This is a genomic window from Microbispora sp. H11081, from assembly GCF_012999535.1.
Taxonomy (GTDB): domain Bacteria; phylum Actinomycetota; class Actinomycetes; order Streptosporangiales; family Streptosporangiaceae; genus Microbispora.
Map to the genome: position 1 here is coordinate 845392 of NZ_JABBWV010000001.1, position 20666 is coordinate 866057.

17 protein-coding genes are annotated in these 20666 nt (G+C 73.9%); 12 read left to right on the forward strand and 5 right to left on the reverse strand.

Annotated features, from left to right (window positions below):
• Positions 1 to 36: 36 nt before the first annotated feature.
• Entirely contained in the window at positions 37 to 831 is a 795-nt protein-coding gene (locus tag HHX31_RS03775) for a DUF2127 domain-containing protein (RefSeq protein ID WP_169944995.1), read from the reverse strand.
• A 74-nt stretch (positions 832 to 905) separates the two neighbouring features.
• On the opposite strand from HHX31_RS03775, the gene HHX31_RS03780 reads away from it, so the two are divergent.
• The 6 genes from HHX31_RS03780 to HHX31_RS03805 all read left to right on the forward strand — a co-directional run bounded on the left by HHX31_RS03780 (position 906) and on the right by HHX31_RS03805 (position 6373).
• A complete protein-coding gene (locus HHX31_RS03780) occupies positions 906 to 1952 on the forward strand; it encodes a polysaccharide deacetylase family protein (protein ID WP_169944997.1) in 1047 nt (348 codons plus the stop codon).
• Positions 1953 to 2157: 205 nt separating this feature from the next.
• On the forward strand, positions 2158 to 3624 hold the full coding sequence (gene rpsA / locus HHX31_RS03785; protein WP_169944998.1) for a 30S ribosomal protein S1: 1467 nt from the start codon (positions 2158 to 2160) through the stop codon (positions 3622 to 3624).
• Positions 3625 to 3765: 141 nt separating this feature from the next.
• Positions 3766 to 4233 carry a GNAT family N-acetyltransferase gene (locus HHX31_RS03790; protein ID WP_169945000.1) on the forward strand — a complete coding sequence of 156 codons (468 nt, stop codon included), beginning with the start codon at positions 3766 to 3768 and terminating at the stop codon, positions 4231 to 4233.
• 10 nt (positions 4234 to 4243) lie between these two features.
• Positions 4244 to 4849 (forward strand): dephospho-CoA kinase, encoded by a 606-nt coding sequence (gene coaE, locus HHX31_RS03795; protein ID WP_169945002.1) that lies wholly within the window; start codon positions 4244 to 4246, stop codon positions 4847 to 4849.
• 110 nt (positions 4850 to 4959) lie between these two features.
• On the forward strand, positions 4960 to 5820 hold the full coding sequence (locus tag HHX31_RS03800) for an alpha/beta fold hydrolase (protein ID WP_249345363.1): 861 nt from the start codon (positions 4960 to 4962) through the stop codon (positions 5818 to 5820).
• Positions 5813 to 6373, forward strand: a complete 561-nt coding sequence (locus tag HHX31_RS03805; protein ID WP_169945003.1) for a TetR/AcrR family transcriptional regulator — start codon at positions 5813 to 5815, stop codon at positions 6371 to 6373. The genes HHX31_RS03800 and HHX31_RS03805 overlap by 8 nt, the downstream gene beginning before the upstream one ends.
• Positions 6374 to 6383: 10 nt before the next feature.
• On the opposite strand, the gene HHX31_RS03810 is transcribed toward HHX31_RS03805, so the two are convergent.
• Positions 6384 to 12104: a TIR domain-containing protein gene (locus tag HHX31_RS03810; RefSeq protein ID WP_169945005.1), complete on the reverse strand. Its 5721-nt coding sequence runs from the start codon at positions 12102 to 12104 to the stop codon at positions 6384 to 6386.
• A 77-nt stretch (positions 12105 to 12181) separates the two neighbouring features.
• On the opposite strand from HHX31_RS03810, the gene HHX31_RS03815 reads away from it, so the two are divergent.
• The 6 genes from HHX31_RS03815 (at position 12182) to HHX31_RS03840 (ending at position 17949) form a co-directional block, all read left to right on the forward strand.
• The gene (locus tag HHX31_RS03815; protein ID WP_169945007.1) at positions 12182 to 13372 is read left to right on the forward strand and encodes an SLC13 family permease; all 1191 of its coding nucleotides are present in this window, start codon (positions 12182 to 12184) and stop codon (positions 13370 to 13372) included.
• 151 nt (positions 13373 to 13523) lie between these two features.
• A complete protein-coding gene (locus HHX31_RS03820) occupies positions 13524 to 14132 on the forward strand; it encodes a biotin transporter BioY (RefSeq protein WP_169945009.1) in 609 nt (202 codons plus the stop codon).
• 7 nt (positions 14133 to 14139) lie between these two features.
• Positions 14140 to 15525 carry an AMP-binding protein gene (locus tag HHX31_RS03825; RefSeq protein WP_169945011.1) on the forward strand — a complete coding sequence of 462 codons (1386 nt, stop codon included), beginning with the start codon at positions 14140 to 14142 and terminating at the stop codon, positions 15523 to 15525.
• 1 nt (position 15526) lies between these two features.
• Positions 15527 to 16672: a thiolase family protein gene (locus HHX31_RS03830; protein ID WP_169945013.1), complete on the forward strand. Its 1146-nt coding sequence runs from the start codon at positions 15527 to 15529 to the stop codon at positions 16670 to 16672.
• Positions 16673 to 17347 carry an energy-coupling factor ABC transporter ATP-binding protein gene (locus HHX31_RS03835; protein WP_169945015.1) on the forward strand — a complete coding sequence of 225 codons (675 nt, stop codon included), beginning with the start codon at positions 16673 to 16675 and terminating at the stop codon, positions 17345 to 17347.
• A complete protein-coding gene (locus HHX31_RS03840; protein WP_169945017.1) occupies positions 17344 to 17949 on the forward strand; it encodes an energy-coupling factor transporter transmembrane protein EcfT in 606 nt (201 codons plus the stop codon). The genes HHX31_RS03835 and HHX31_RS03840 overlap by 4 nt, the downstream gene beginning before the upstream one ends.
• A 34-nt stretch (positions 17950 to 17983) precedes the next feature.
• Here the strand turns inward: HHX31_RS03840 and HHX31_RS34055 are convergent, their stop codons facing one another.
• Genes HHX31_RS34055 through HHX31_RS03855 form a run of 3 tightly spaced genes read right to left on the reverse strand, consistent with a single transcriptional unit; the run spans position 17984 to position 20510 of the window.
• Complete coding sequence (locus tag HHX31_RS34055) at positions 17984 to 18826, reverse strand: inositol monophosphatase (protein ID WP_169945019.1); 843 nt, start codon at positions 18824 to 18826, stop codon at positions 17984 to 17986.
• A complete protein-coding gene (locus HHX31_RS34060) occupies positions 18799 to 19461 on the reverse strand; it encodes a hypothetical protein (protein WP_169945021.1) in 663 nt (220 codons plus the stop codon). The genes HHX31_RS34055 and HHX31_RS34060 overlap by 28 nt, the downstream gene beginning before the upstream one ends.
• On the reverse strand, positions 19458 to 20510 hold the full coding sequence (locus HHX31_RS03855) for a hypothetical protein (protein ID WP_249345365.1): 1053 nt from the start codon (positions 20508 to 20510) through the stop codon (positions 19458 to 19460). Before HHX31_RS03855 ends, HHX31_RS34060 begins: the two co-directional genes overlap by 4 nt.
• Between the last annotated feature and the right edge of the window lie 156 nt (positions 20511 to 20666).

The following is a 20666-nucleotide window of genomic DNA, read 5'->3' on the forward strand; positions in this document are numbered from 1 at the left end:
AGGGGCCGGGAGCCGCGGGGGACCGCGGGATCGGGGTCAGGAGTGGCCGGTGGGGCGGGGGGCCCGGCCCGGGCCGTGCGCGGCCCGCCCCGCCTCCTCGACCTCCAGCAGGCTCGCCTCGCGCCGCTCCGACTCGTGCGCCGCCCGCCCGCCGCGCAGGCCGAACAGGCGCTTGCTCAGGGCGATGTACAGCACGGCCGCGATGTTGACCAGGAGGAGCCCGATCCGGAAGGCGCTCGCCCTCTCAGTGATCTCGTAGATCTCCACCGGGATGAACGCCGAGGTGACGATCACCGAGAAGTACTCGCCCCACCGCTTCAGCAGCCACAGGCCGATCCCCTCGGTCAGCATCAGGGCCGCGAGGGCGAGCAGGGCGAGGAAGATCCAGGTGAGCGTGGTCGTCCGCGCGGCCAGCGCGGTCCGCAGCGTGTGCACCACCCCCGACTGGTCGAGGTTCCAGCCGAACTGGTGCGCCAGTGGCCGCGCCAGCGGGAGGTCCTGCTCGAACGCCCGCCGTACGGCGTCGTGGCCGGTCCGGAACCGCCACACGCCGTACGCTCCGGCGAGCACGAGCACGGCCTTCGTCCAGCGGAAGACGGCGATCAGCCGCAGCACGGCGGCGTCCCGCAGGGCCCGCCCCCGCAGCACGACGGGCGCGTCGCGGGCCGGGCCGGCGGCGCGCGGCGGGCCGAGCGCGAAGTCGCCGCAGCGCAGGCAGCGCCATGCCTCGCCCATCGCGGTCTCGGCGCGCAGGCGGGTGCGCAGCGCCTCCTCTTCGGGGGCGTAGGTGACGTGCCCGTGCCGTCCGCAGGCCCGCAGACTCCAGTCCACAGGAAAATTGCAACACGTACGAATGCGGACACGCCGGGCAGTAAGGTCAAATAACTGTGCGCAATCTTGCCCGGATGACCGCAATCGCCAATGTCGTCGTTGTCGTGATCGGACTTGTCGCGCTTGTCCTGCTGCCCCGGTCCACGGCCGAGGACCGGTCGCCGGTGCGGGCACAGCCGCCAACGCCGTCGCCCAAGCCGAGCACGGCTCCGCCGAGGGCGACCGCCGCGTCGTCGAGGAAGGTCAAGGCGAACGAGGCCGGCCTGGTGCCCGTGATCATGTATCACCGCATCGTGCCCAAGCGGAGCGCGTCCATCGACCGGACCCCCGACCAGTTGCGCCAGGAGCTGGGCCGGCTCGCCAGGAGCGGCTACGTGCCGATCACCGCGGCCGAACTGGTGGCCGGGAAGATCGACATCCCGGCGGGAGCCCATCCGGTCGTGCTCACCTTCGACGACGGCCACCCCAGCCACTTCGCCATGGACCGGAACGGCATGCCGAAGAACGACACGGCCGTCGGCATCATCTACGAGATCGCGGCGAAGTATCCGGACTTCCGGCCCACGGCGACCTTCTGGGTCAACCGCGAGCCGTTCGGCCTCCGCGACCGCGAGAAGCAGCGGCAGGCGGTCAAGTGGCTGCTCGACCATGGTTTCGAGGTGGCCAACCACACCTATGCCCATCCCGATCTCCGCCGGCTGCCGAACCAGAAGGTCAGCGAGCAGATCGTCCGGCAGGAACGGCTGCTGGAGAAGATCGGCGCGCCTGCGTCGACCACCATGGCGCTGCCGTACGGGTCCCTGCCGAGGAAGCGGAGCAGGGCGCAGGCCGGGAAGTGGGACGGCACCGAGTACCGCTTCCGCGGCGTCTTCCTGGCCGGGGCGGAGCCCACGGTTTCGCCGTACGCGAAAAGCTTCCCGCGATATGCGATCCCGAGGATCCAGTCCAACGGAAAACGCGGTGAATGCCGGCGCTGGTGCACGACCTACTGGCTGGACTGGCTCGACGAACACCCAAGGGAGCGTTACACGTCGGACGGGGATCCAAGCCGCGTCTCGGTGCCGCGCAAACTCCGGGCCACGCTCTCGCCGGCCCGGGCCAAGTCGGTGATCACGTACTAGGGGCCCGTCTGGTTGCCTCGGATTGACCCGGCTCGCTCCGTCTCATATGCTGATCGCTGCGTTGTGGGCTCGCGCGCGTCACAGACGGAGAGGGCTCGCGCTCGGTCATTCGGTGGCTATCGGGAACGGCATCTTCCGATGAACGAGAAACGGCCCGCCACGTTCTGTCACAACGACATCTGTCCGGTTCGGAGCAATTCCACACATGACGAGCAGCACTGAGGCCACCTCGAGCACCCCGCAGGTAGCGGTCAACGACATCGGTTCCGAGGAGGCCTTCCTCGCCGCGATCGACGAGACCATCAAGTACTTCAACGACGGCGACATCGTTGAAGGCACCGTTGTCAAGGTCGATCGAGACGAGGTCTTGCTCGACATTGGCTACAAGACCGAGGGCGTCATCCCGTCGCGCGAGCTCTCGATCAAGCACGATGTCGACCCGGCCGACGTTGTCGAGGTCGGAGAGCATGTCGAGGCCCTGGTTCTCCAGAAGGAGGACAAGGAAGGGCGCCTCATCCTGTCCAAGAAGCGCGCCCAGTACGAGCGCGCCTGGGGCACGATCGAGAAGATCAAGGACGAGGACGGCATCGTCACCGGCACGGTCATCGAGGTCGTCAAGGGCGGCCTGATCCTCGACATCGGCCTGCGCGGCTTCCTGCCCGCCTCCCTGGTGGAGATGCGCCGTGTCCGCGACCTGCAGCCGTACGTCGGGCGCGAGCTCGAGGCCAAGATCATAGAGCTGGACAAGAACCGCAACAACGTGGTCCTGTCCCGCCGCGCCTGGCTGGAGCAGACCCAGTCCGAGGTTCGCCAGACGTTCCTCAACACCCTGCAGAAGGGCCAGGTCCGCAAGGGCGTCGTGTCCTCGATCGTCAACTTCGGTGCGTTCGTGGACCTCGGCGGCGTCGACGGTCTGGTGCACGTGTCGGAGCTGTCCTGGAAGCACATCGACCACCCGTCCGAGGTCGTCGAGGTGGGCCAGGAGGTCACCGTCGAGGTTCTCGACGTCGACATGGAGCGCGAGCGGGTCTCGCTGTCGCTCAAGGCGACGCAGGAGGACCCCTGGCAGCAGTTCGCCCGGACCCACCAGATCGGTCAGGTCGTGCCCGGCCGCGTCACCAAGCTGGTGCCGTTCGGTGCGTTCGTCCGCGTCGAGGAGGGCATCGAGGGCCTGGTCCACATCTCCGAGCTGGCCGAGCGCCACGTGGAGATTCCCGAGCAGGTCGTGCAGGTCGGCGACGAGATCTTCGTGAAGATCATCGACATCGACCTGGACCGTCGCCGGATCTCGCTGTCCCTCAAGCAGGCCAACGAGGGCGTCGGCGCCGAGGTCGAGTTCGACCCCACGCTGTACGGCATGGCGGCGACCTACGACGACCAGGGCAACTACATCTACCCCGAGGGCTTCGACGCCGAGACCGGCGAGTGGCTCGAGGGCTTCGACAAGCAGCGCGAGGAGTGGGAGCGGCAGTACGCCGAGGCCCAGGCCCGCTTCGAGGCGCACCGCTCGCAGATCGAGAAGGCCCGCCAGGAGGAGGCGGCGGCCAGCGAGGCCGCTCCGTCGTCCTACACCGGCGAGACCGCCGCCCCGCAGGCTTCCACCGGTGGCGCGCTCGCCTCGGACGAGGCCCTCGCCGCTCTGCGCGAGAAGCTGGCGGGCGGCCAGAGCTGACATCCGGTCCCCAGGGACCGGAGGCCACGGCCGATCACACAGCACCACGAAAGGCCCCGCTTCGGCGGGGCCTTTCCGCTGTCTCCGGTCCGTGCCCCACCGTGCTCACCGGGAGGCCGCCCCCATCGCTAAGGTGGCCCCGTGGTGGAGATCGCGAGGGCCGTGCCCGAGGACGCCGGGGAGATCCTGACCCTGCAACGGGCCGCGTACGTGACCGAGGCCCAGCTCTACGGGGACCCGTTCATCGCGCCGCTCGTGGAGTCGCTCGACCAGGTGCGTACGGTGATCGAGACGGCGACCGTGCTGAAGGCGACGGACGGCGGCCGGGTGGTCGGCGCGGTCCGGGGCCGGACGTCGGGCTCCACCTGCCTGGTGGGCCGTCTCGTGGTCGCGCCCGACCGGCAGGGGCAGGGGATCGGCAGCGCGCTGCTGGCCGCGATGCACGAGGCCGTGCCGGACGTGGCGGCGTTCGACCTGTTCACGGGGCATCTGTCGGAGGGAAACCTGCGGCTCTACCGCCGTCTCGGCTACCGGGAGACCCAGCGGGAGCGGGTGCAGGACCACCTGATGCTGGTCCACCTGCGCCGGGAGTCCCAGCCCGCCCGATAGGCTGCGGGACGTGTTGAAGGTTGGGCTCACGGGCGGCATAGGTTCGGGCAAGAGCGAGGTGTCGCGCCGGCTCGCGGCCCGCGGGGCCGTCGTCATCGACGCGGACAAGATAGCCAGAGAGGTCGTGGAGCCCGGCACCCCGGGGCTCGCGCAGATCATGGAGGCGTTCGGCGCGGACGTGCTCCGCCCCGACGGCACACTGGACCGGGAACGGCTCGGCGCGATCGTCTTCGCCGACGCGGAGAAGCTGCGGATTCTCAACGGGATCGTCCACCCCAAGGTGGGCGAGCGCAGCGAGCGGCTCCAGCGGGAGGCCCCGGACGACGCGATCGTCGTCTACGACGTGCCGCTGCTGGCCGAGAACGACCTGGCCCCCCTGTACGACGTGGTGATCGTCGTGGACACACCGGACGACGTACGGCTGGCGCGCCTGCTGCGGTTCCGCGGGATGCCGGAGGCGGACGCCCGCGCCCGGATCGCCGCCCAGGCTTCGCGCGAGGACCGGTTGAGGATCGCCGACATCGTGATCGGCAACGAGGGCTCCCTGGACGACCTGGACGCCCAGATCGACAAGGTCTGGCAGGACCTGATCGCCCGGGTCTCCGAGACGAGCTGAGAACTCCCCGGAACAGCCGGTTCGCGCGATTCCCTGATCTACAACGTAAAGCCGCCCTGGCGGCCGGGTTCGTGTTGACTCTGTTAGCTAATGGCATTAGCCTTAGGGCTATGAGAATGAGCCTGGAGGGCGACGTGACCCAGTTCCTGCAGATCGGCGATGGCCGGATCGCGTACGACGTGACGGGGGAGGGCCCGCTGGTCGTGATGGTCCCCGGCATGGGGGACAGCAGGCGCGCCTACCGCTTCCTCGCGCCGGCGCTGGTCGCCGCCGGGTATCGCGTGGCGACTGCGGACCTGCGCGGGCACGGCGAGTCGAGCCTCGGCTGGGACTCCTACACCCGCACCGACACGGCGGACGACATCATCGCCCTGATCGAGCACCTGGGCGGCCCCGCCGTCCTCGTCGGGCACTCGTTCGCCGGAGGCGCGGCCACGATCGCGGCCGCGCGGCGGCCCGACCTGGTCAGCGCGCTGGTGGAGATCGCGCCGTTCACCCGGGCGCAGAAGCCCGACCTGGGCGGCCTGCTGCGCGACGGCCACTACCGCAAGGGCATGACGCGGCTCATGGGCGTGGCGCTCCTGCGCAGCGCAGGGCTGTGGAAGAGCTACCTCGACCACGCCTACCCCGGCGTCAAGCCCGCCGACTGGGCGGACTACCTGACCGCCCTGGACGACGACCTGCGCAGGCCGGGCCGCATGGCCGTGATCAGCGCGATGGGCGCGTCGGCCCCGAAGGACGCGGGGGCGCACCTCGACCGCATCCGCTGCGCCGCCCTGGTCGTCATGGGCACCCGTGACCCCGACTGGGCCGACCCCCGCGCGGAGGCGGACGGCGTCGTCGCCGGGATGCCGGCGGGGCTCGGGCAGGTGACGATGATCGAAGGCGCCGGGCACTACCCGCACGCGCAGCACCCCGGCGAGGTCGCCGCCGCGATCCTCGCGTTCCTCCAGGTGGACGCGCGTGGCTAGGGCCGCCCTGTCCCCGGACGCCGTCGTCGGCCTCGCGCTGCGGATCGTGGACGAGGAGGGCCCGGACGCGCTCACCCTGGCCGCGGTCGCCGGGCGCGCGGGCGTCGCCACTCCCTCCCTCTACAAGCACGTACGCAACCTCGCCGAACTGCGGGCCCTGGTGTCCGAGCGGGTGATGGGCGAGCTGACCGAGATCGCGAGCGAGGCGGTGCTCGGGCGGTCGGGCGACGAGGCGCTGCGCGCCCTGATGGACGGCTGGCGCTCGTACGCCGCCCGGCATCCGCACCGCTACTCGGCGCTGATCCAGGCGCCTCGGCCGGAGACGGCCGAGGCGGGGGAGCGGCTCGTCGGCGTCATCCTCGCGGCGCTGCGGGCGTACGGGCTGGAGGGCTCGGCGGCGATCCACGCGGTCCGCTGCCTGCGCGCCGCGATGCACGGCTTCGCCGTCCTCGAGTCGGCGGGCGCGTTCCAGCTCGCCGAGGACCTCGGCGAGAGCTACGCCCTGCTGGCCCACATGGTCGTCTCCGGGCTCCGCACCCCCCGCGAGCCCTGACCCTCGACCGTCAGAAGGGCTCGTCCAGGGCCAGCCGCCTGACCTCGGGCAGATACTCGTCCAGTTCGCCCGGCTCGAACCGGCACATGCCGATCACGTACCAGAACTGGCCGGTCACGTCGCCTTCCAGCTTGTAAAGCCCGCCGGGCGAGAACGCGGCCCATCCCTCCGGCAGGCCGAGCAGCGTGGCGCGGCGTTCGCGGCGGGCCATGTCCCACAGGATCACCACGCCGTCGTCGCCGGCGCTGGCGAGCAGGTCCCCCGAAGGGTGGAAGGCGACCGACCAGACCCGGCGCCCGTGCCCAGCGAGGGACCCGGCGGGCGCGCCGGTGATGGGATCCCACAGCCGGACGGCGAGGTCGTCCCCGGCGGTGGCGAGCAGGTCGCCCGACGGGCTGAACGCCGCCGTCCACAGCCGGGCCCCGGTCTCCAGCACGCGCAGGCACTCGCCGGAGGCGGCGTCCCACAGACGGGCGGTGCCGTCGTTGCTCGCGCTCGCGAGCAGGTCCCCCGACGGGGAGAACGCCACCGCGTACACCCGGTCGTCGTGGCCGCTGAGCGTCGCCGCGGGCCGGCCGCCCGGCACGTCCCACAGCCTGACCTTGCGGTCGTCGCAGCCGGTGGCGACGAGCCGGCCGCCGGGGCTGAACGCGATCGACCTGACCCGTCCCCGGTGCCCGGCGAGGTTGGCGACCTGGCGCCCGGAGGGGCGGTACCACAACCGGACGCTGTCGTCGTCGTTCGCGGTGGCCAGCATCTCCCCGTCGGGGCTGAACGCCTCCGCCCACACGTGGTCGGTCTCCACGTTGAGCTCGCGCTCGTACGTGCCCGCGACCGGGTTCCACAGGTAGACGCCGCCGTCGTTGCTCGCGGTGGCGAGCAGCGGGCCCGCCGGGCTGAAGACGGCCGACACCAGCCGGTCGGCCGTCCCGGTGAGCGAGCGCAGGCGACGGCCGGTGACCGGGTCCCACAGCCGCACGTAGCCGTCGTTGCCGCAGGCGGCGAGCATGCCGCCGTCGGCGGAGAACCGCACGGACATGACGCGCCGGCCGTGGCCGCGCAGCGTCTGGACGCACTGGCCGGAGTGGGGGTCCCACAGGCGGGCGGTGCCGTCGTTGCTCCCGGTCGCGAGCTGGCGGCCGTCCGGGCGGAACGCGAACGGCCACACCGATCCCCGGTGCCCGGTCAGCTCGGCCCGCGACTGGCCGGTGCGGTGGTCCCAGAGCCGGACGACCCCGTCGCTGTCCCCGGTCGCCAGCAGGTCGCCGGTGGGATCGAACAGGACCTGGTAGACGGCGCCGCGGTGTCCCGGCAGGCTGCCGGCCGCCTCACCGGTGACCGGGTCCCACAGGCGTACGGCTCCCTCGGTGTCGCCGGAGGCGAGCAGCCGGCCCTCCGGATGGAAGGCGAGGGTGTAGACGCTTCCCGGATGACCGGTCAGCTCGTGCAGCGCGGCGCCGGTGCGGGGGTCCCAGACCCGCAGCACGCCCCGGCCGTCCCCGGCGGCCAGGCGGGTGCCGTCAGGGCTGAGGGCCAGACGGTAGACGGCCCCGCTGTGGCCGCGCAGGTGGTGACGCACCCGCCCGGTGGCGAGGTCCCACACGCGGATCGCCCCCGCGCTGTCGCCGGTCACCAGCAGCCCGGGCAGGAACACGGCCGTGTAGACCGGGGCGGTGTGGCCCGGCAGCTCCCACGCGAGCTCCCCGGAGGCCCAGACCCGCATGACCCCGTCCGCGCCGCCCGCCGCGACCAGGTCGCCCGAGGTCACCACCGGCCACACGCCGCCGGGGTGGCCGCGCAGGACGTGTGACAGCTCGCCGGTGGCGGGATCCCACACCCGGACGGTCCCGTCGCTCGCGCCGGTCACCAGGCCGGCCTCGCCGTACGCGACCTTGTAGACGCGGCCCCGGTGCCCCCGCAACGTGCGCAGGACGGATCCGGTGACGCTGTCGCAGATCAGGACGCCGCCGTCCTCCCCGCCCAGGGCGAGCATGCCGCCGTCGGGGTGGTAGGCGACCGGTTCAGGCAGGCGGCTGCTCTCGAAGTGGTAGCCGTACGGGACGCCGACGACGGCGGGGGCCGGCTCCGCGCTGACCCGCCCGCCGTCAGTGCCGGGCCCGCCGGGGGCGACGGCGGCGCCGCGCAGCTCCGGCGCTCCCCTGGGGACGCCGGTGACGTCGATGAGCGCGGCCCGCTCCCAGCGGCTGCCCTCGACGGAGGCGTCCCGCAGGTCGGCGCGGGCGAGCCGGGCCCGGGTGAAATCGGCCCCGCGCAGGTCGGCGCCCACCAGCACGGCCTCGTCCAGGCGCGCCCCGGCCAGCCGGGCGTCCCGCAGCACGGCATGGGACAGGTCGGCCCCGACGAGCCGGGCGTCGGTCAGGTCGGCGCCGGTGAGGTCCACGCCCCGCAGTTCCCGGTAAGACAGGTCCTCGCCGCTGAGCCGGGCGCCGCGCAGGTCGGTCCTGGCCGAGGTGCGCAGCCGGGTGGTCACCTTGATGGCGTTGGACCTGGCCACGTCGCCCGCGCCCGGGGAGGCGAGCGTGCGGGCCGCCCATGCCTGCAGCCGCGAGGCCTCGGCCAGGTCGCACAGGAAGTCGACGGTCAGCGCCGACAGTGGCCGCAGCCCCAGCCCGGTGGTGCGACCCGCGCCGAGCGACTCCGCGAGGTGCCGCGCCACCAGCCACTCCACGACCGAGGCGTGGATGAACCCGAACAGTCCCTCGTCCGTGCGCACCAGCAGGCTCCCGGCCCCGACGGCGTGCGCGGCCTGCTCGGGCGTCAGCCGCGCGGCCCCCTCGCCGCCCCCGGCAGCGTCCGGCCCGTACGGCAGGCCGGTCCGCGTCTCTCCGGCAAGGCCGGTGAGCGTGTCGGCGACCTCGGCCAGCTCAGCCGGCCGCAGGTAGGCCTCGCCGGTCTCCCACAGCCGCAGCGCGAGCGTGGTCGCGGCCCGCCACAGCTCACCGCGGGTGAGGCCGCCGGGAGCCCCCGCCACGCCGCGCACGCGTTCCTCCTCGAAGGCCAGCCACGTGTCGAGGATCTCCTGGTAGAGACCGGCGGCGCTGATCGCCTCCCCGGCCTGGGCGACGGCACGCAGCCGTTCCGCCGGCAGGTCGGCGATGAAGCTGAGCATGCGGGGGTTGTGCGCCAGGCCGAGCAGGTCGCCGATGCCCGTGAGCAGGGCCATCCGGTCGTCGGCCGTCTGCCGCGAGCCGTACCGGTTGACCAGGTAGGCGCGGATCTGCTCCTCGGTGAACTCCTCGATGTCGAGCACCCGCCGGTTCGGCAGCAGGCCGACCTTCTCCCCGAGGGCCGTCATCACCTGGCTGCGCGACTTGAAGTGCTGGGTGCGCCCGGCCACCACGATCTTGGCCTTGTCCTCGGCGGCGCGCAGCAGCGTGTCGAGGTGGTCGGCCGCCCGCTCGTACGTCACGCGGGTGACCAGCTCGTCGAAGCCGTCGAACAGCAGCACGATCCGGCCCTGGCGCAGCATGTAGTGGAACGCCTTGAGGTCGATCAGCTCCTCGCCGTGGTTGGCGAGGTGCGCCGCGACCAGCCCGGCGACCGAGTGCGCCTTGTCGAGGGCGCGCAGCTCGATCAGGATCGGCGTGAGGTGCGGCAGTTCGGCGGGCATGCGCCTGGCCACCTCGCGCAGCGAGAACGTCTTGCCGCGGCCGAAGTCGCCGAGCACGAGCGCGAACCGACCGTGGTCGGCCGCGAGCAGCCGCAGCAGCTCGCCGGTCAGGTCGTCGCGTATCTCGCCGCCGGTCCTGTCGAGCTCACGGAACCGCTGCGGCACGTACAGCTCGGGCGGGTAGCGGCGGTCGCCGCGCAGCCTGGCCGTCTGCCCCGCCACGTAGGACGACAGGTCGAGCAGGCCCTGGAACTCGGTGAAGCTGCGCAGCCGCAGCCCGCGCCGCAGGGCGTCGTCGCGTAACGCCCGGGGCGGCTGCGGCCCCTGGCAGACCAGCTCGGCGGCGTGCTCGAGCCCCGCCGCGTGGACGTGGCCGAGGAACGCCTCGACGTGCTCCTGCCTCAGCTCCCCGGTGTGCGCGCCGATCAGGACCTGGCGTACGAACCCGTCGTCGGGGTGGGTGACGAGCAGGCGCGGCGGGTCGCCCGCGACCCGGCGGATCTTGGCCCGTTCGAAGCGGGTCTCGCAGACCTCGGCGATCCGGTCCAGCAGCAGGTCGGCGGGGCTCGCGGGCTCCTCGGGCTCGGGCGCGGGCTCGGGCGCCGCCGCCGCGTGGGCCCGCGGCCGCCACCCGCGCCAGCCGTATGGCAGGACCTCGGGGTCGCGCAGGTCCGGGTGGTCCCTGGTCCACCGGCGCAGTCCCTCCGGGGTGACCTGGAGGATCTGGTGACGGCCCGGCGCGAGCGCGGGCACGCACGGCAGCCCGTCCAGCTCCCAGACCTCCTCCGGTCCGCCGCGCTGCGGGCCGCGCCCGTGGACCAGCAGGTCGAGCCGGGAGCCGAGCAGCCGTTCCAGGGTGGCGGCGTCGCGCAGGCCGGGACGCGGGGGATGGGCGACGGCGCCGATCCGCAGCCACCCGTCGAACGGCCGCAGCCGCTCGGCGAACCACGCGGCCTGGGCCTCGCCCACGAAACCGTGGTCGTCCTCCTCGCGGTGGCTCATCGCGATCGTGGAGTTGATCCCGGCGACGACGGCGCGCAGTTCGGGCAGCTCGAACAGCGTCCAGGGCTGGGCGCTGTCGAAGGCGGGGCCGTCGAGGCCCTGGTACAGCTCGCCGAAGAGCGTGGAGAAGTGCCGCCACTTCGGCCAGTACGGCGGCTGCGGGCGCACGTCGTCGGCCTCGCAGGTCGCGAAGTAGGCGCGGCAGGCGGCCTTGGTGACGTCGCGCGGCCCGGGGACGACGACCAGCCGTCCGGGCTCCAGCCCCAGCAGCACCCGCAGCCCGGTGAGGAACGCGAGGGCCTGCTCGCACTCGCGGATGCTGCCCGACTCGGTGAGGTCGCCGGTCACCATCAGGACGTCGGGCTTGGGAACCCCGGCGTCGGCCAGGCGGGTCAGGTCGGCCCACACGCTCGCCTGCAGTTCGCCCGCGTCGAGCGGCTCGTCCGCCTCCGCCAGCCCGCGGCCGAACCGCGGCCCTGCGACGTGCAGCACGGTCACGGAGGAGCCGCCGCCGGCGCGTTCGGCCGTCGGGAAGGACGGTTCCGCGGCGGGGGCGCGCCGGGCCCGCGGCACCCGTACGGCGGGCGGCGCGGGGTCGGCGGCGGGGTGGAGGGGCCGCCTGCCAGGCTCGGCGGGGAACCGGGGCGGCTCCGACGGCTTGGCCCGGCCTGCCAGCGCCTGCCTGATCCGGGTCAGCAGCAGCCGCCGCGCCTCGGCCGCGTCGGTCACGCCGAGGAGGTCCACCCAGGTGATCGTGGACAGCAGGCCGTCGAGCGGGCAGTCCTCCAGCCGGACCGTCACCAGCTTGTTGGACGGGTTGTCCGGATCGGCGCGCAGCGCCGCCTGCCATTCGAGCCTGCCGTACCGGGAACCCAGGTAGTTCCGGGTGAGGACCGCGACGACCAGGTCGGCCTCGCTGACCCCGCGGTCCATGAAGTCGATGAAGTTGGTGCCTGGCACGAAGTCCCACGCCTGCAGCATCGTGCGGTAGCCGGCGGCTTCGAGTTGCCAGGCGATCCACGTCGCCCACCGCTCGTCGGCGGGGGAGTAGCTGACGAAGATCTCGGTCCGCGCGTCCCCCCGCCCGCTGTGCGTCATGGGGCCCAGTATTCCCGCTGTCACCGACGGTTTGGAGGGGTTCGATCAGTCCGCGGCGGCCGATATAGGGTGTGCGCGTGGCGACCGGGCTGCGGCGACTGAGCGTTCTCGACTGGATCAGGTTCGGGCTGCTCGCGGTGGGCCTGGTCTTCGTGGCCACCGGCCTGCTGCCGGCCGCGTCGGCCAGGGAGAGCATCGAGCGCATCGCCCCCCTGCTGCTGTTCCTCGGCGCGGTGATCGTGCTGGCGGAGCTGACCAAGGAGGCACAGGTCTTCGACGTCATCGCGACCCGCATCGCGATCGTCGGCAGGGGCAGCTACGCCGCTCTCTTCCTGCTCTGCACGGCCTTCGCCTCGCTGGTCACGATCTTCCTCAACCTGGACACGACGGCCGTCCTGCTGACGCCGGTCATGCTGGCCCTGGCGCCGCGCGCCAAGATCGCGCCGCTGCCGCTCGTGATGACCACGGTCTGGCTGGCCAACACCGCGAGCCTGCTGCTGCCGGTCTCCAACCTCACCAACCTGCTCGCCATGAACAGGGTGGCGCTCACCACGCAGGAGTTCGCCGCGCGGATGTGGGCCCCGCAGGCCGCGTCGATCGCGGTGACGATGGCGTTCCTGTGGGCGTTCTTCTGGCGGCGCGGGGAGCGGGGCGAGGACCGCTACCAGCCGCCGCCCCCGGTGCCGGTGGCCGACCGGGTGCTGTTCTCCGTGGCGGGGGTGGCCTGCCTGCTGTTCATCGCCGCCATCCTGGCGGGCGTGGAGATCGGCGTCGCGGCCCTCGTCGCGGCGGTCGCGGTGGTCGCCGCCTTCGCCTGGCGCGACCGGGCCAAGCTCGTGTGGGCCCTGATCCCCTGGCGCCTGCTGGTCTTCGTCACCGGGCTGTTCCTCGTGGTCCCGACGCTCAGCCGGCTCGGCCTGGCGGACGTGATGCGCGCGCTCGTCGGCGCGGGCGGCGACGGGGACGGCGCCTACCGCGCCGCCGCCGCGGGAGCCGCGCTGTCCAACGTGGTCAACAACCTCCCCGCGTACGTCGCGGGCGAGCAGGTCATCCCCGCGGCCAACCACACGCAACTGCTGTCGCTGCTCGCAGGCACCAACCTGGGCCCGGTGATCACGCCATGGGGCTCGCTCGCGACGCTGCTGTGGTTCGAGTGGTGCCGGCGGGGGGACGTGCGGGTGCCGCTGGCCAAGTTCGTCGCCACCGGCGCGGGACTCGCCGTGGCCGGCCTCGCCGCGACCGTGACCGTCCTGGTCCTCACCGCCTGAGGCCCGGCCAGGGCCGGGTGACATAGTGGGCGTGGCACGCCCCCGGGCCGCGCGCCCAGCGGGCGGCTATGGTCTCCGCCGAGAACGACGCGGCCAAAAGTTGTGGGTTTCCTCATTCGCCGGATGCGGCGCCTTGGGATGGGATCGGTTCGTGACAGATGAACAGAGCACGCCGAAACGGAGCTTCCCCGCGGCGGACATCGCCAGAGTCAGCGTCTTCGCCGCACTGATCGCGGTGCTCGGTCTGCCGGGCGCGCTGAACGTCTTCGGCGACGCGGTCCCGATCACACTGCAGACGCTCGGCGTCATGCTCGCCGGGACCATCCTGGGCACCTGGCGGTCCGCCCTCGCCGTGATGGTCCTGCTCCTGCTCGTGGCCGCCGGGCTGCCCCTGCTGGCGGGCGGACGCGGCGGGCTCGGCGTCTTCACCGGTCCCACGGCCGGTTTCCTGCTCGGCTGGGTGCCCGGCGCGGCCGTCACCGGGTGGATCGTCGAACGCGGCGGACGCACGCCGTCCACGGCGCGGCTGGTGACCGCCTGCCTGGTCGGCGGCGTCGGCGTCGTCTACCTGTGCGGCATCCCCGTGCAGGCGCTGGTCACCGGGCTGTCCCTGGGCAAGACCGCGGTGCTCAGCGCCGTCTTCCTGCCCGGCGACCTGGCCAAGGCGGCGCTGGCGTCGCTGGTGGCGCGGGGCACCCAGCGGGCCTATCCCGACGCGGTCCCCGCGGTGCGCCGCGAGCGGCTGCGGGCCGGGGAGTGACCCGCGCATGCCGGTAGCCGAGCAGGTCATGCGGCACGCCGCCGTCCAGCCCCGGCGGATCGCGGTGTCCGGCCCCGGAGGCGACCTGACCTACGCCGAACTCGCGGCAAGGGCCGGCCGTGCCGCACGCCGCCTCGCCGGCGACGGGATCGCGCGCGGCGCGCTCGTCGCGACCGGCCAGGCGGACCCGGTGGCCCTGCTCGTCGCCGTGCTCGCCGCCGACCTGGCGGGGGTCACGCCGCTGCTGTGCGACCACGCGTGGAGCGAGGAACGGCGGGCGCAGGTCATGGCCGCGGTGCCGGTCGCCGCCCGCTTCGACGCCCCGCTGCCCGAGGCGGAAGGCCCGCCCGTACGGCACCGCCCCGCGCCCGGCGACCTCACGTGGGCCTGCTTCAGCTCCGGCAGCACCGGCAGGCCGCGAGCCGTGGTGCGAAGCCGGGCCTCCTGGACCGCGTCGTTCGCCCACGTGGACGCGCTGACCGGGATCGGCCCCGACGACGTCGTGCTGATCCCCGGCCCGCTGGTCTCCTCCCTGTACGGCTTCGCCGCCGTGCACACGCTGGCGGCGGGCGCGACGGCCGTGGTGCCCGGACGGTGGTCCCCGGCCGGGCCCGCGGAGTGGTCGCGGCGGGTCACCGCGGTCCACGTGGTGCCCCACCGCCTGCAGGCCGTGCTGGACGCCCTGGAGAAGGCCGACGGCGCGCTGCGCGCCGCCGTGGTCGGCGGGGCCGCCATGGACACCGCCGCCAGGACCCGGGCGATTGCTGCCGGAGTGCGTGTGGTGTCCTATTACGGTGCCACCGAGCTGTCGTTCGTCGCCGCGGACGCCGACGGCGCGGGGCTGCGGCCGTTCCCCGGCGTCGAGATCGACGTCCGCGTGCCGCGCGGGCACGACCTGGGCGAGGTGTGGGTGCGTTCCCCGTGGCTGTGCGAGGGCTACCTGGCCGGCGCGACCGGCCCCCTGCGGCGCGACGACGGCGGCTGGATGACGGTCGGCGACCTGGCGGAGCCGTACCGGCCCGGCGAGGTCCTGCGGCTGCGCGGCCGGGGCGACGGCGCCATCCAGACCGGTGGGGCGACGGTCGTGCCCGAGGACGTCGAGGAAGTGCTGAGGAAGGTGCCGGGAGTGGACGACGTGGTCGTGGTCGGCACGCCGCACGCCTACCTCGGCTTCGTGGTCACCGCGGTCGTCGAGGGCCGGGACGTGTCACGGGCGGCGCTGGAGGCGACGGCGCGCGCCGAACTCGACCCCGCGCAGCGGCCCCGCCGCTGGTACGCCGCCGACCCCCTGCCCAGGACCACGGCGGGGAAGCCGGCCCGCGGCCTCGTCGCGGCCCGTCTCGCCGCCTGTGTCGCCGACGGCGGCGCGCCCGGCCTGCGAAGGCTCGGCTGAGATGGACGAGCGAGCGGTCGTCGTCGCGGCCCGCCGCACCCCCATCGGCACCGCGGGCCACGCGTTCCGGGGCCTGCCGTCCGACCGGCTCGCCGCGCCCGTCGTCGGGGCGGTCGCCCGCGACGTGGCGCATCTCGGCGTCCCGGTGGACGACGTGGTGCTGGGCAACTGCACGGGCCCGGGGGGCAACCTGGCCCGGGTCTGCGCGCTGGCCGCGGGGCTGGGCCACGAGGTGCCCGGCGTCACCGTCGACCGGCAGTGCGGCAGCGGCCTCGCGGCGATCCTGCTGGCCGCCCAGGCCGTCCGCTCCGGCGACGCGGACCTGGTCGTCGCCGGGGGCGTCGAGAGCGCCTCGACCGCGCCGCTGCGGATCCGCCGGGGTGAGGGCGAGCCGGGCGTGCCGTACGAGCGGGCGCCGTTCGCCCCCGAGGGGCACCCGGACCCCGACATGGGCCCGGCGGCCGAGGCGCTCGCCGCGGCGCGCGGCGTGACCAGGGAACGCCAGGACGCGTACGCCCGCCGGAGCCACGCGCGGGCGCTGGCCGCGCGGGAGGCCGGACGCTTCGCGCGCGAGATCGTCCCCGTCTGCGGCCGCGCCGACGACCAGCGACCGCGTGTGCTGCGGCCGGAGTCGCTGGCCAGGCTGCCCGCCGCGTTCGTGCCGGGGGGCACGGTGACGGCCGGCAACTCATCCCCGGTGAGCGACGGCGCCGCGGCCGTCGCGGTCGTGCCGGAGCGGCTGCGCGCGGCGGCCGGCCTGCCCGGCCTGCGCCTGCTGGCGGGCGCGGTCGCCGGATGCGATCCGGCGCTGCCCGGGTGGGGGCCGGTGCCCGCCGTACGGCGGGTGCTGCGGCGGACCGGGACCGACCTGGAGAGCGTCGCGGCGGTGGAGATCGTGGAGGCGTTCGCGGCGCAGGTGCTCGCGGTCACCGACGCGCTCGGCCTCGATCCCCTCGGAGCGGACTCCGAGCGCGTGTGCGCCGACGGCGGCGCACTCGCCCTCGGCCACCCCTGGGGCGCGAGCGGGGCCGTGGTGGTGACCCGGCTGTTCAGCCGGTTGGCAGGGGCGCCGCGAGGGTCGCTTGGCCTGGCGGCGGTCGCGGTCGGCGGCGGTCTCGGGATCGCCGCCCTGTTCGAGGTGGTGTGAGTGATCCGGCTGGAGGACGTCCATGTGCGGCTCGGGCAGCGGGAGGTGCTGCGCGGCGTCACGGCCTCGCTGACCGAGCGCCGCGTGGGCGTGGTCGGGGCCAACGGCTCGGGCAAGAGCACGCTCGCCCGCCTGATCAACGGGTTGGTCCTGCCGTCCTCGGGCACTGTGACGGTGTCCGGGCTCGACACCCGTCGCCAGGCGGCCCGCATCAGGCGGTCCGTGGGGTTCCTGTTCACCGACCCCGACGCGCAGATCGTGATGCCGACGGTGGCCGAGGACGTGGCCTTCTCGCTGCGCCGCAAGGGGCTGGCGCGGGAGGAGGTCGAGCGCCGGGTGCGGGAGGTCCTGGAGAGGTACGGCCTGGCGGAGCACGCCGACCACCCCGCCCACCACCTGTCGGGCGGCCAGAAGCAGTTACTCGCCCTCTGCTCGGTCCTGGTGCTCGAACCGGAGATCCTGGTCATGGACGAGCCGACCACGCTGCTCGACCTGCGCCACTCGCGGCAGGTCGCGGCGCTGCTGCGGGACCTGCCGCAGCAGGTGGTCGTGGTCACCCACGACCTTCCGCTGCTCGAGGACTTCGACCGCGTGCTCGTGGTCGACGAGGGACGGATCGTCGCCGACGCCGATCCCGCCGCCGCGATCGGCCACTACAGGAAGACGATGGCGTGACCGGGCTCACCGGCGCCTACGTGCCGGGCGGATCGTTCCTGCACCGGCTGCCCGCCGGCGCTAAGCTCGCCGGGCTCGCCCTGTCCTGCACCGCGCTCCTGCTGCTGCGCTCGCCCGCCGCGCTGGCGGGCGCCGCGGCCGTCGTGGTGCTGCTGTACGCCGTCTCAGGGGTCGGCGTGGCGGCGGCCTGGGCGCAGGTGCGGCCCGTCCGCTGGTTCGCCGTGGCCCTGTTCTGCGTGCAACTGGTGTTCGCCGACCTGCCCGCGGCGGCGTCGTCCACGCTGCGCGTCGTGCTCGCCGTCGCCCTGGCCGGGCTGGTCACGCTCACGACGCGCACCAGCGCGCTCATGGCCTGCCTTGAGCGCTGCCTCGCCCCCGTCAGGTTCGCCGGGCTTGACCCGTTCCGCCTTTCGCTGCTGCTGTCGCTCACCCTGCGCAGCGTGCCGGTGATGGCGGACCTGGTCACCCGGGTGCGGGAGGCGCAGCGGGCCAGAGGGATCGAGCGCAGCGCCCGCGCCTTCGCCGTACCGCTGGTGGTGGGAGCGCTGCGGCACGCCGACGCGCTGGGCGAGGCGCTCGCCGCGCGCGGCCTCGACGACTGACTCGGATCGGCCACCGACTCGGGCCGGCGGCGGGTCACACCGGCGGCAGGGCGGGGGCCAGGCGGCGGGCCTCGGCGACCAGGCCGAGCAGCTCCCCGACCAGCGCGGGCGGCGCGGCGACGAAGCTGCGCTCCTCCGCAGGGCCTTCGGCGGACGCCTCGAAAGGCCCGCCGTCGAACCGCCGGATCTCCACCCCGGCCTCCAGCGCGATCAGGGCCCCGGCGGGCAGGTCGAGCCCCTCCGCTCGGTAGCCGATCATGCCGTCGATGTCGCCGCGGGCGAGCATCGCCCAGCACAGCAGCGGCGCCCAGAGCTGGAGCACCCGCCGGGCGCGGGCGTCCATCGTCATCTTCAGCGACCGCGCCGCGGGATCCCGCCGGGAGACCCCGTGGCCCTGCGTCCAGGCCAGCACCGGCCCGTGCGGGAGGTCCCGGCGCGGCGGCCCGGTGAGCGGCCCGCCCGGGCCACGGGCCCCGGACCCGGCGACGGCCGACCAGGTGCGGCCCGACAGCGGCTCGTGGACCACCCCGAGCACCGGGCGGCCGCCCGCGCACAGCGCCAGCCCCACGACGTACGCCGGGAGTCCGATCGCCACGTTGTTCGTGCCGTCGAGCGGGTCGACGAGCCAGGTCCATCCGCCGTCCGCCAGGTCGCCGTCGTGGACGCCCGACTCCTCGGCCACGATCCGGTGCGTGGGGAACTCGGCCCGGACGCGGTCGAGGATCAGCTTCTCCGCGGCGAGGTCGAGGTCGGTGACGACGTCGCCCGCCCCGCCCTTGGCGTGGACGGCGACCGATCCGGGCGCGCGCTCGCGCAGCACGGCCCCCGCGGCCAGGGCCGCCTCGACGGCTACCCGCCTGGCGTGTTCGAGGTCCACAGGCTCCTCCTGGCCAGCTCGGCGGCACGTGCGGTCTCGGCGGCGTCCAGGCGTTCCCGCCCGACGCGGTGGAGCGGGGTGCCGACCGGCCCGAGCGACAGATCGGCCAGGCCCGGCCTGCCGCGGCCGAGCGCCACGGTGGCGGCCTCGCCGTCCTCGGGGATGACGCTGCTGTGGAAGGCGCCGGCGGCGAGCGTGTAGGTGTCTCCCGCGCCGAACTGCTCGGCGCGCCCCGGGGCGTACGCGACGGTCCTCGCGGTGGGGCGGATGACGTCGCCCGACGGCGTGCTGACCACCTCGAAGACGCGGTGGGTGGGAGACCGGCCGGTGTCGGTCACGACCGCGTGGACGTTGCGGACCTGGCCGTACAGGACGTGGCTGACCAGGTCCCAGCTGTGGCAGTGGACCTGCGAGGTGGTGCTGCGGGCGCGCCGCGCGGCGGCGGTCCACAGGTGCACGCACACCCCGAGGCCGTCCTCGCGGACCAGCGGCAGGCAGAGGAACCCCAGCGGGTGCCGAACGCCCCGCACGTCCGGGCCGGGCGAGCCACCCTGCGCGATCTCGCCGAGCACGCCGAGCGCCCACTCGCGGGCGTTCCCGCCGGCGAGCGTGTCGAGCACGTCCCGGTATCTCATGACGCGTAGGGGTCCTTGGCGCGCAGCGCCTTGCGGGTGACCTCGACGACGTCGCGGTCGGTGAACGACTTGGGCAGCGGGAGGCCGACGCGGTCGAACAGCCTGCGGACCTCCTCGATGGTCGGCTCCTCGCTCAGCGGGACCGACCGGTAGCGGTCCATCGCCACGCGGCGGGCCTGCTCGAAGCTCGTGCGCAACTCGGTGCCGCAGCTCTCGTAGAAGAACGAGCCGCCGAAGGCGATGATGGCCCGGTTGGGGTCCTCGGACGTCATGATCAGGGCGCGGCCCGACATGTCCCAGCGGAAGGTCGTCATCACCGGCGACAACCCCACCGCGATGTCGAGCAGGCCGTACCGCTGGCGGTACCAGAACGCGGCCAGGACGGTCGCGTACGACTCCTTCCTCGCGCGGTCGGTCGTCCACACCTCACCGGTGCCGTCGGGCCGGTCCGACAGCGACCTGCGGTAGTGCGCGTAACTCTCGCACACCGCCTCGTCCGTCGGGTCGATGATCTCCAGCCGGACCGTGAGGTGCCGCTTCTCGCGCCGTGCGGCGGCCACGCACTCGGGCAGCGTCACGGCGCGCATGTAGGTGCCGGTGCCGCCCTTGAACGCCCAGCGGTCCGTGCCCCGCCGCGCGTCCGCGTGTGCCTGCGCGATCTCGTGCTGGCTGCCCAGGATGCGGATGACCGACATGTCCTCGATGGCCCGCCGGGTGCCCGCGACGAGGTCCTCCAGCTCGTCGAGGCGGTCGAGTCGTTCGGGAAGCCGCGCGAGGACGCCTGACGTGGCGTGCATGGCCTCCTCGACCGGCTCCTGCCTGACCCGGTCGCGCAGCAGCGCGGTCGCGACCAGGGCGAGGACGACCAGGGTGGTGCCGCTGACGAGCTGCGACTTGACCTTGTCGGAGATCACGTCGTCGGGCAGCACGCCCAGCACGCCGACTGCCACCGCCAGCACGAGGGCGATGGCGCCGTCGACGTTCTTGGCCGACCACGCGAGTGACCGGCCGACGGCATTCCGCAACCCCGCCATGGTCAGCCCCGCCATCCCGTCAGTGTCGGCCCCCGACTGGAATCGTAACGACAGCGTCATGGTCCGGCAAAGGGCCGGCCGCCGCCCGGCCGTACGCCTCGCGGGGGCGCGGCGGAGCCGGTATCGGCCCCGGAATTGTCGGTCGCCGCGCGTAGGTTATGGAGGAGAGCC

Excerpts from the sequence above, each read along its gene's own strand:
- HHX31_RS03780 (WP_169944997.1), top strand. The coding sequence starts at position 906 with ATGACCGCAATCGCCAATGTCGTCGTTGTCGTGATCGGACTTGTCGCG.
- rpsA (WP_169944998.1), top strand. The coding sequence starts at position 2,158 with ATGACGAGCAGCACTGAGGCCACCTCGAGCACCCCGCAGGTAGCGGTC.
- HHX31_RS03800 (WP_249345363.1), top strand. The coding sequence starts at position 4,960 with ATGAGAATGAGCCTGGAGGGCGACGTGACCCAGTTCCTGCAGATCGGC.
- HHX31_RS03810 (WP_169945005.1), bottom strand. The coding sequence starts at position 12,104 with ATGACGCACAGCGGGCGGGGGGACGCGCGGACCGAGATCTTCGTCAGC.
- HHX31_RS03825 (WP_169945011.1), top strand. The coding sequence starts at position 14,140 with ATGCCGGTAGCCGAGCAGGTCATGCGGCACGCCGCCGTCCAGCCCCGG.
- HHX31_RS03830 (WP_169945013.1), top strand. The coding sequence starts at position 15,527 with ATGGACGAGCGAGCGGTCGTCGTCGCGGCCCGCCGCACCCCCATCGGC.
- HHX31_RS34060 (WP_169945021.1), bottom strand. The coding sequence starts at position 19,461 with ATGAGATACCGGGACGTGCTCGACACGCTCGCCGGCGGGAACGCCCGC.
- HHX31_RS03855 (WP_249345365.1), bottom strand. The coding sequence starts at position 20,510 with ATGGCGGGGCTGACCATGGCGGGGTTGCGGAATGCCGTCGGCCGGTCA.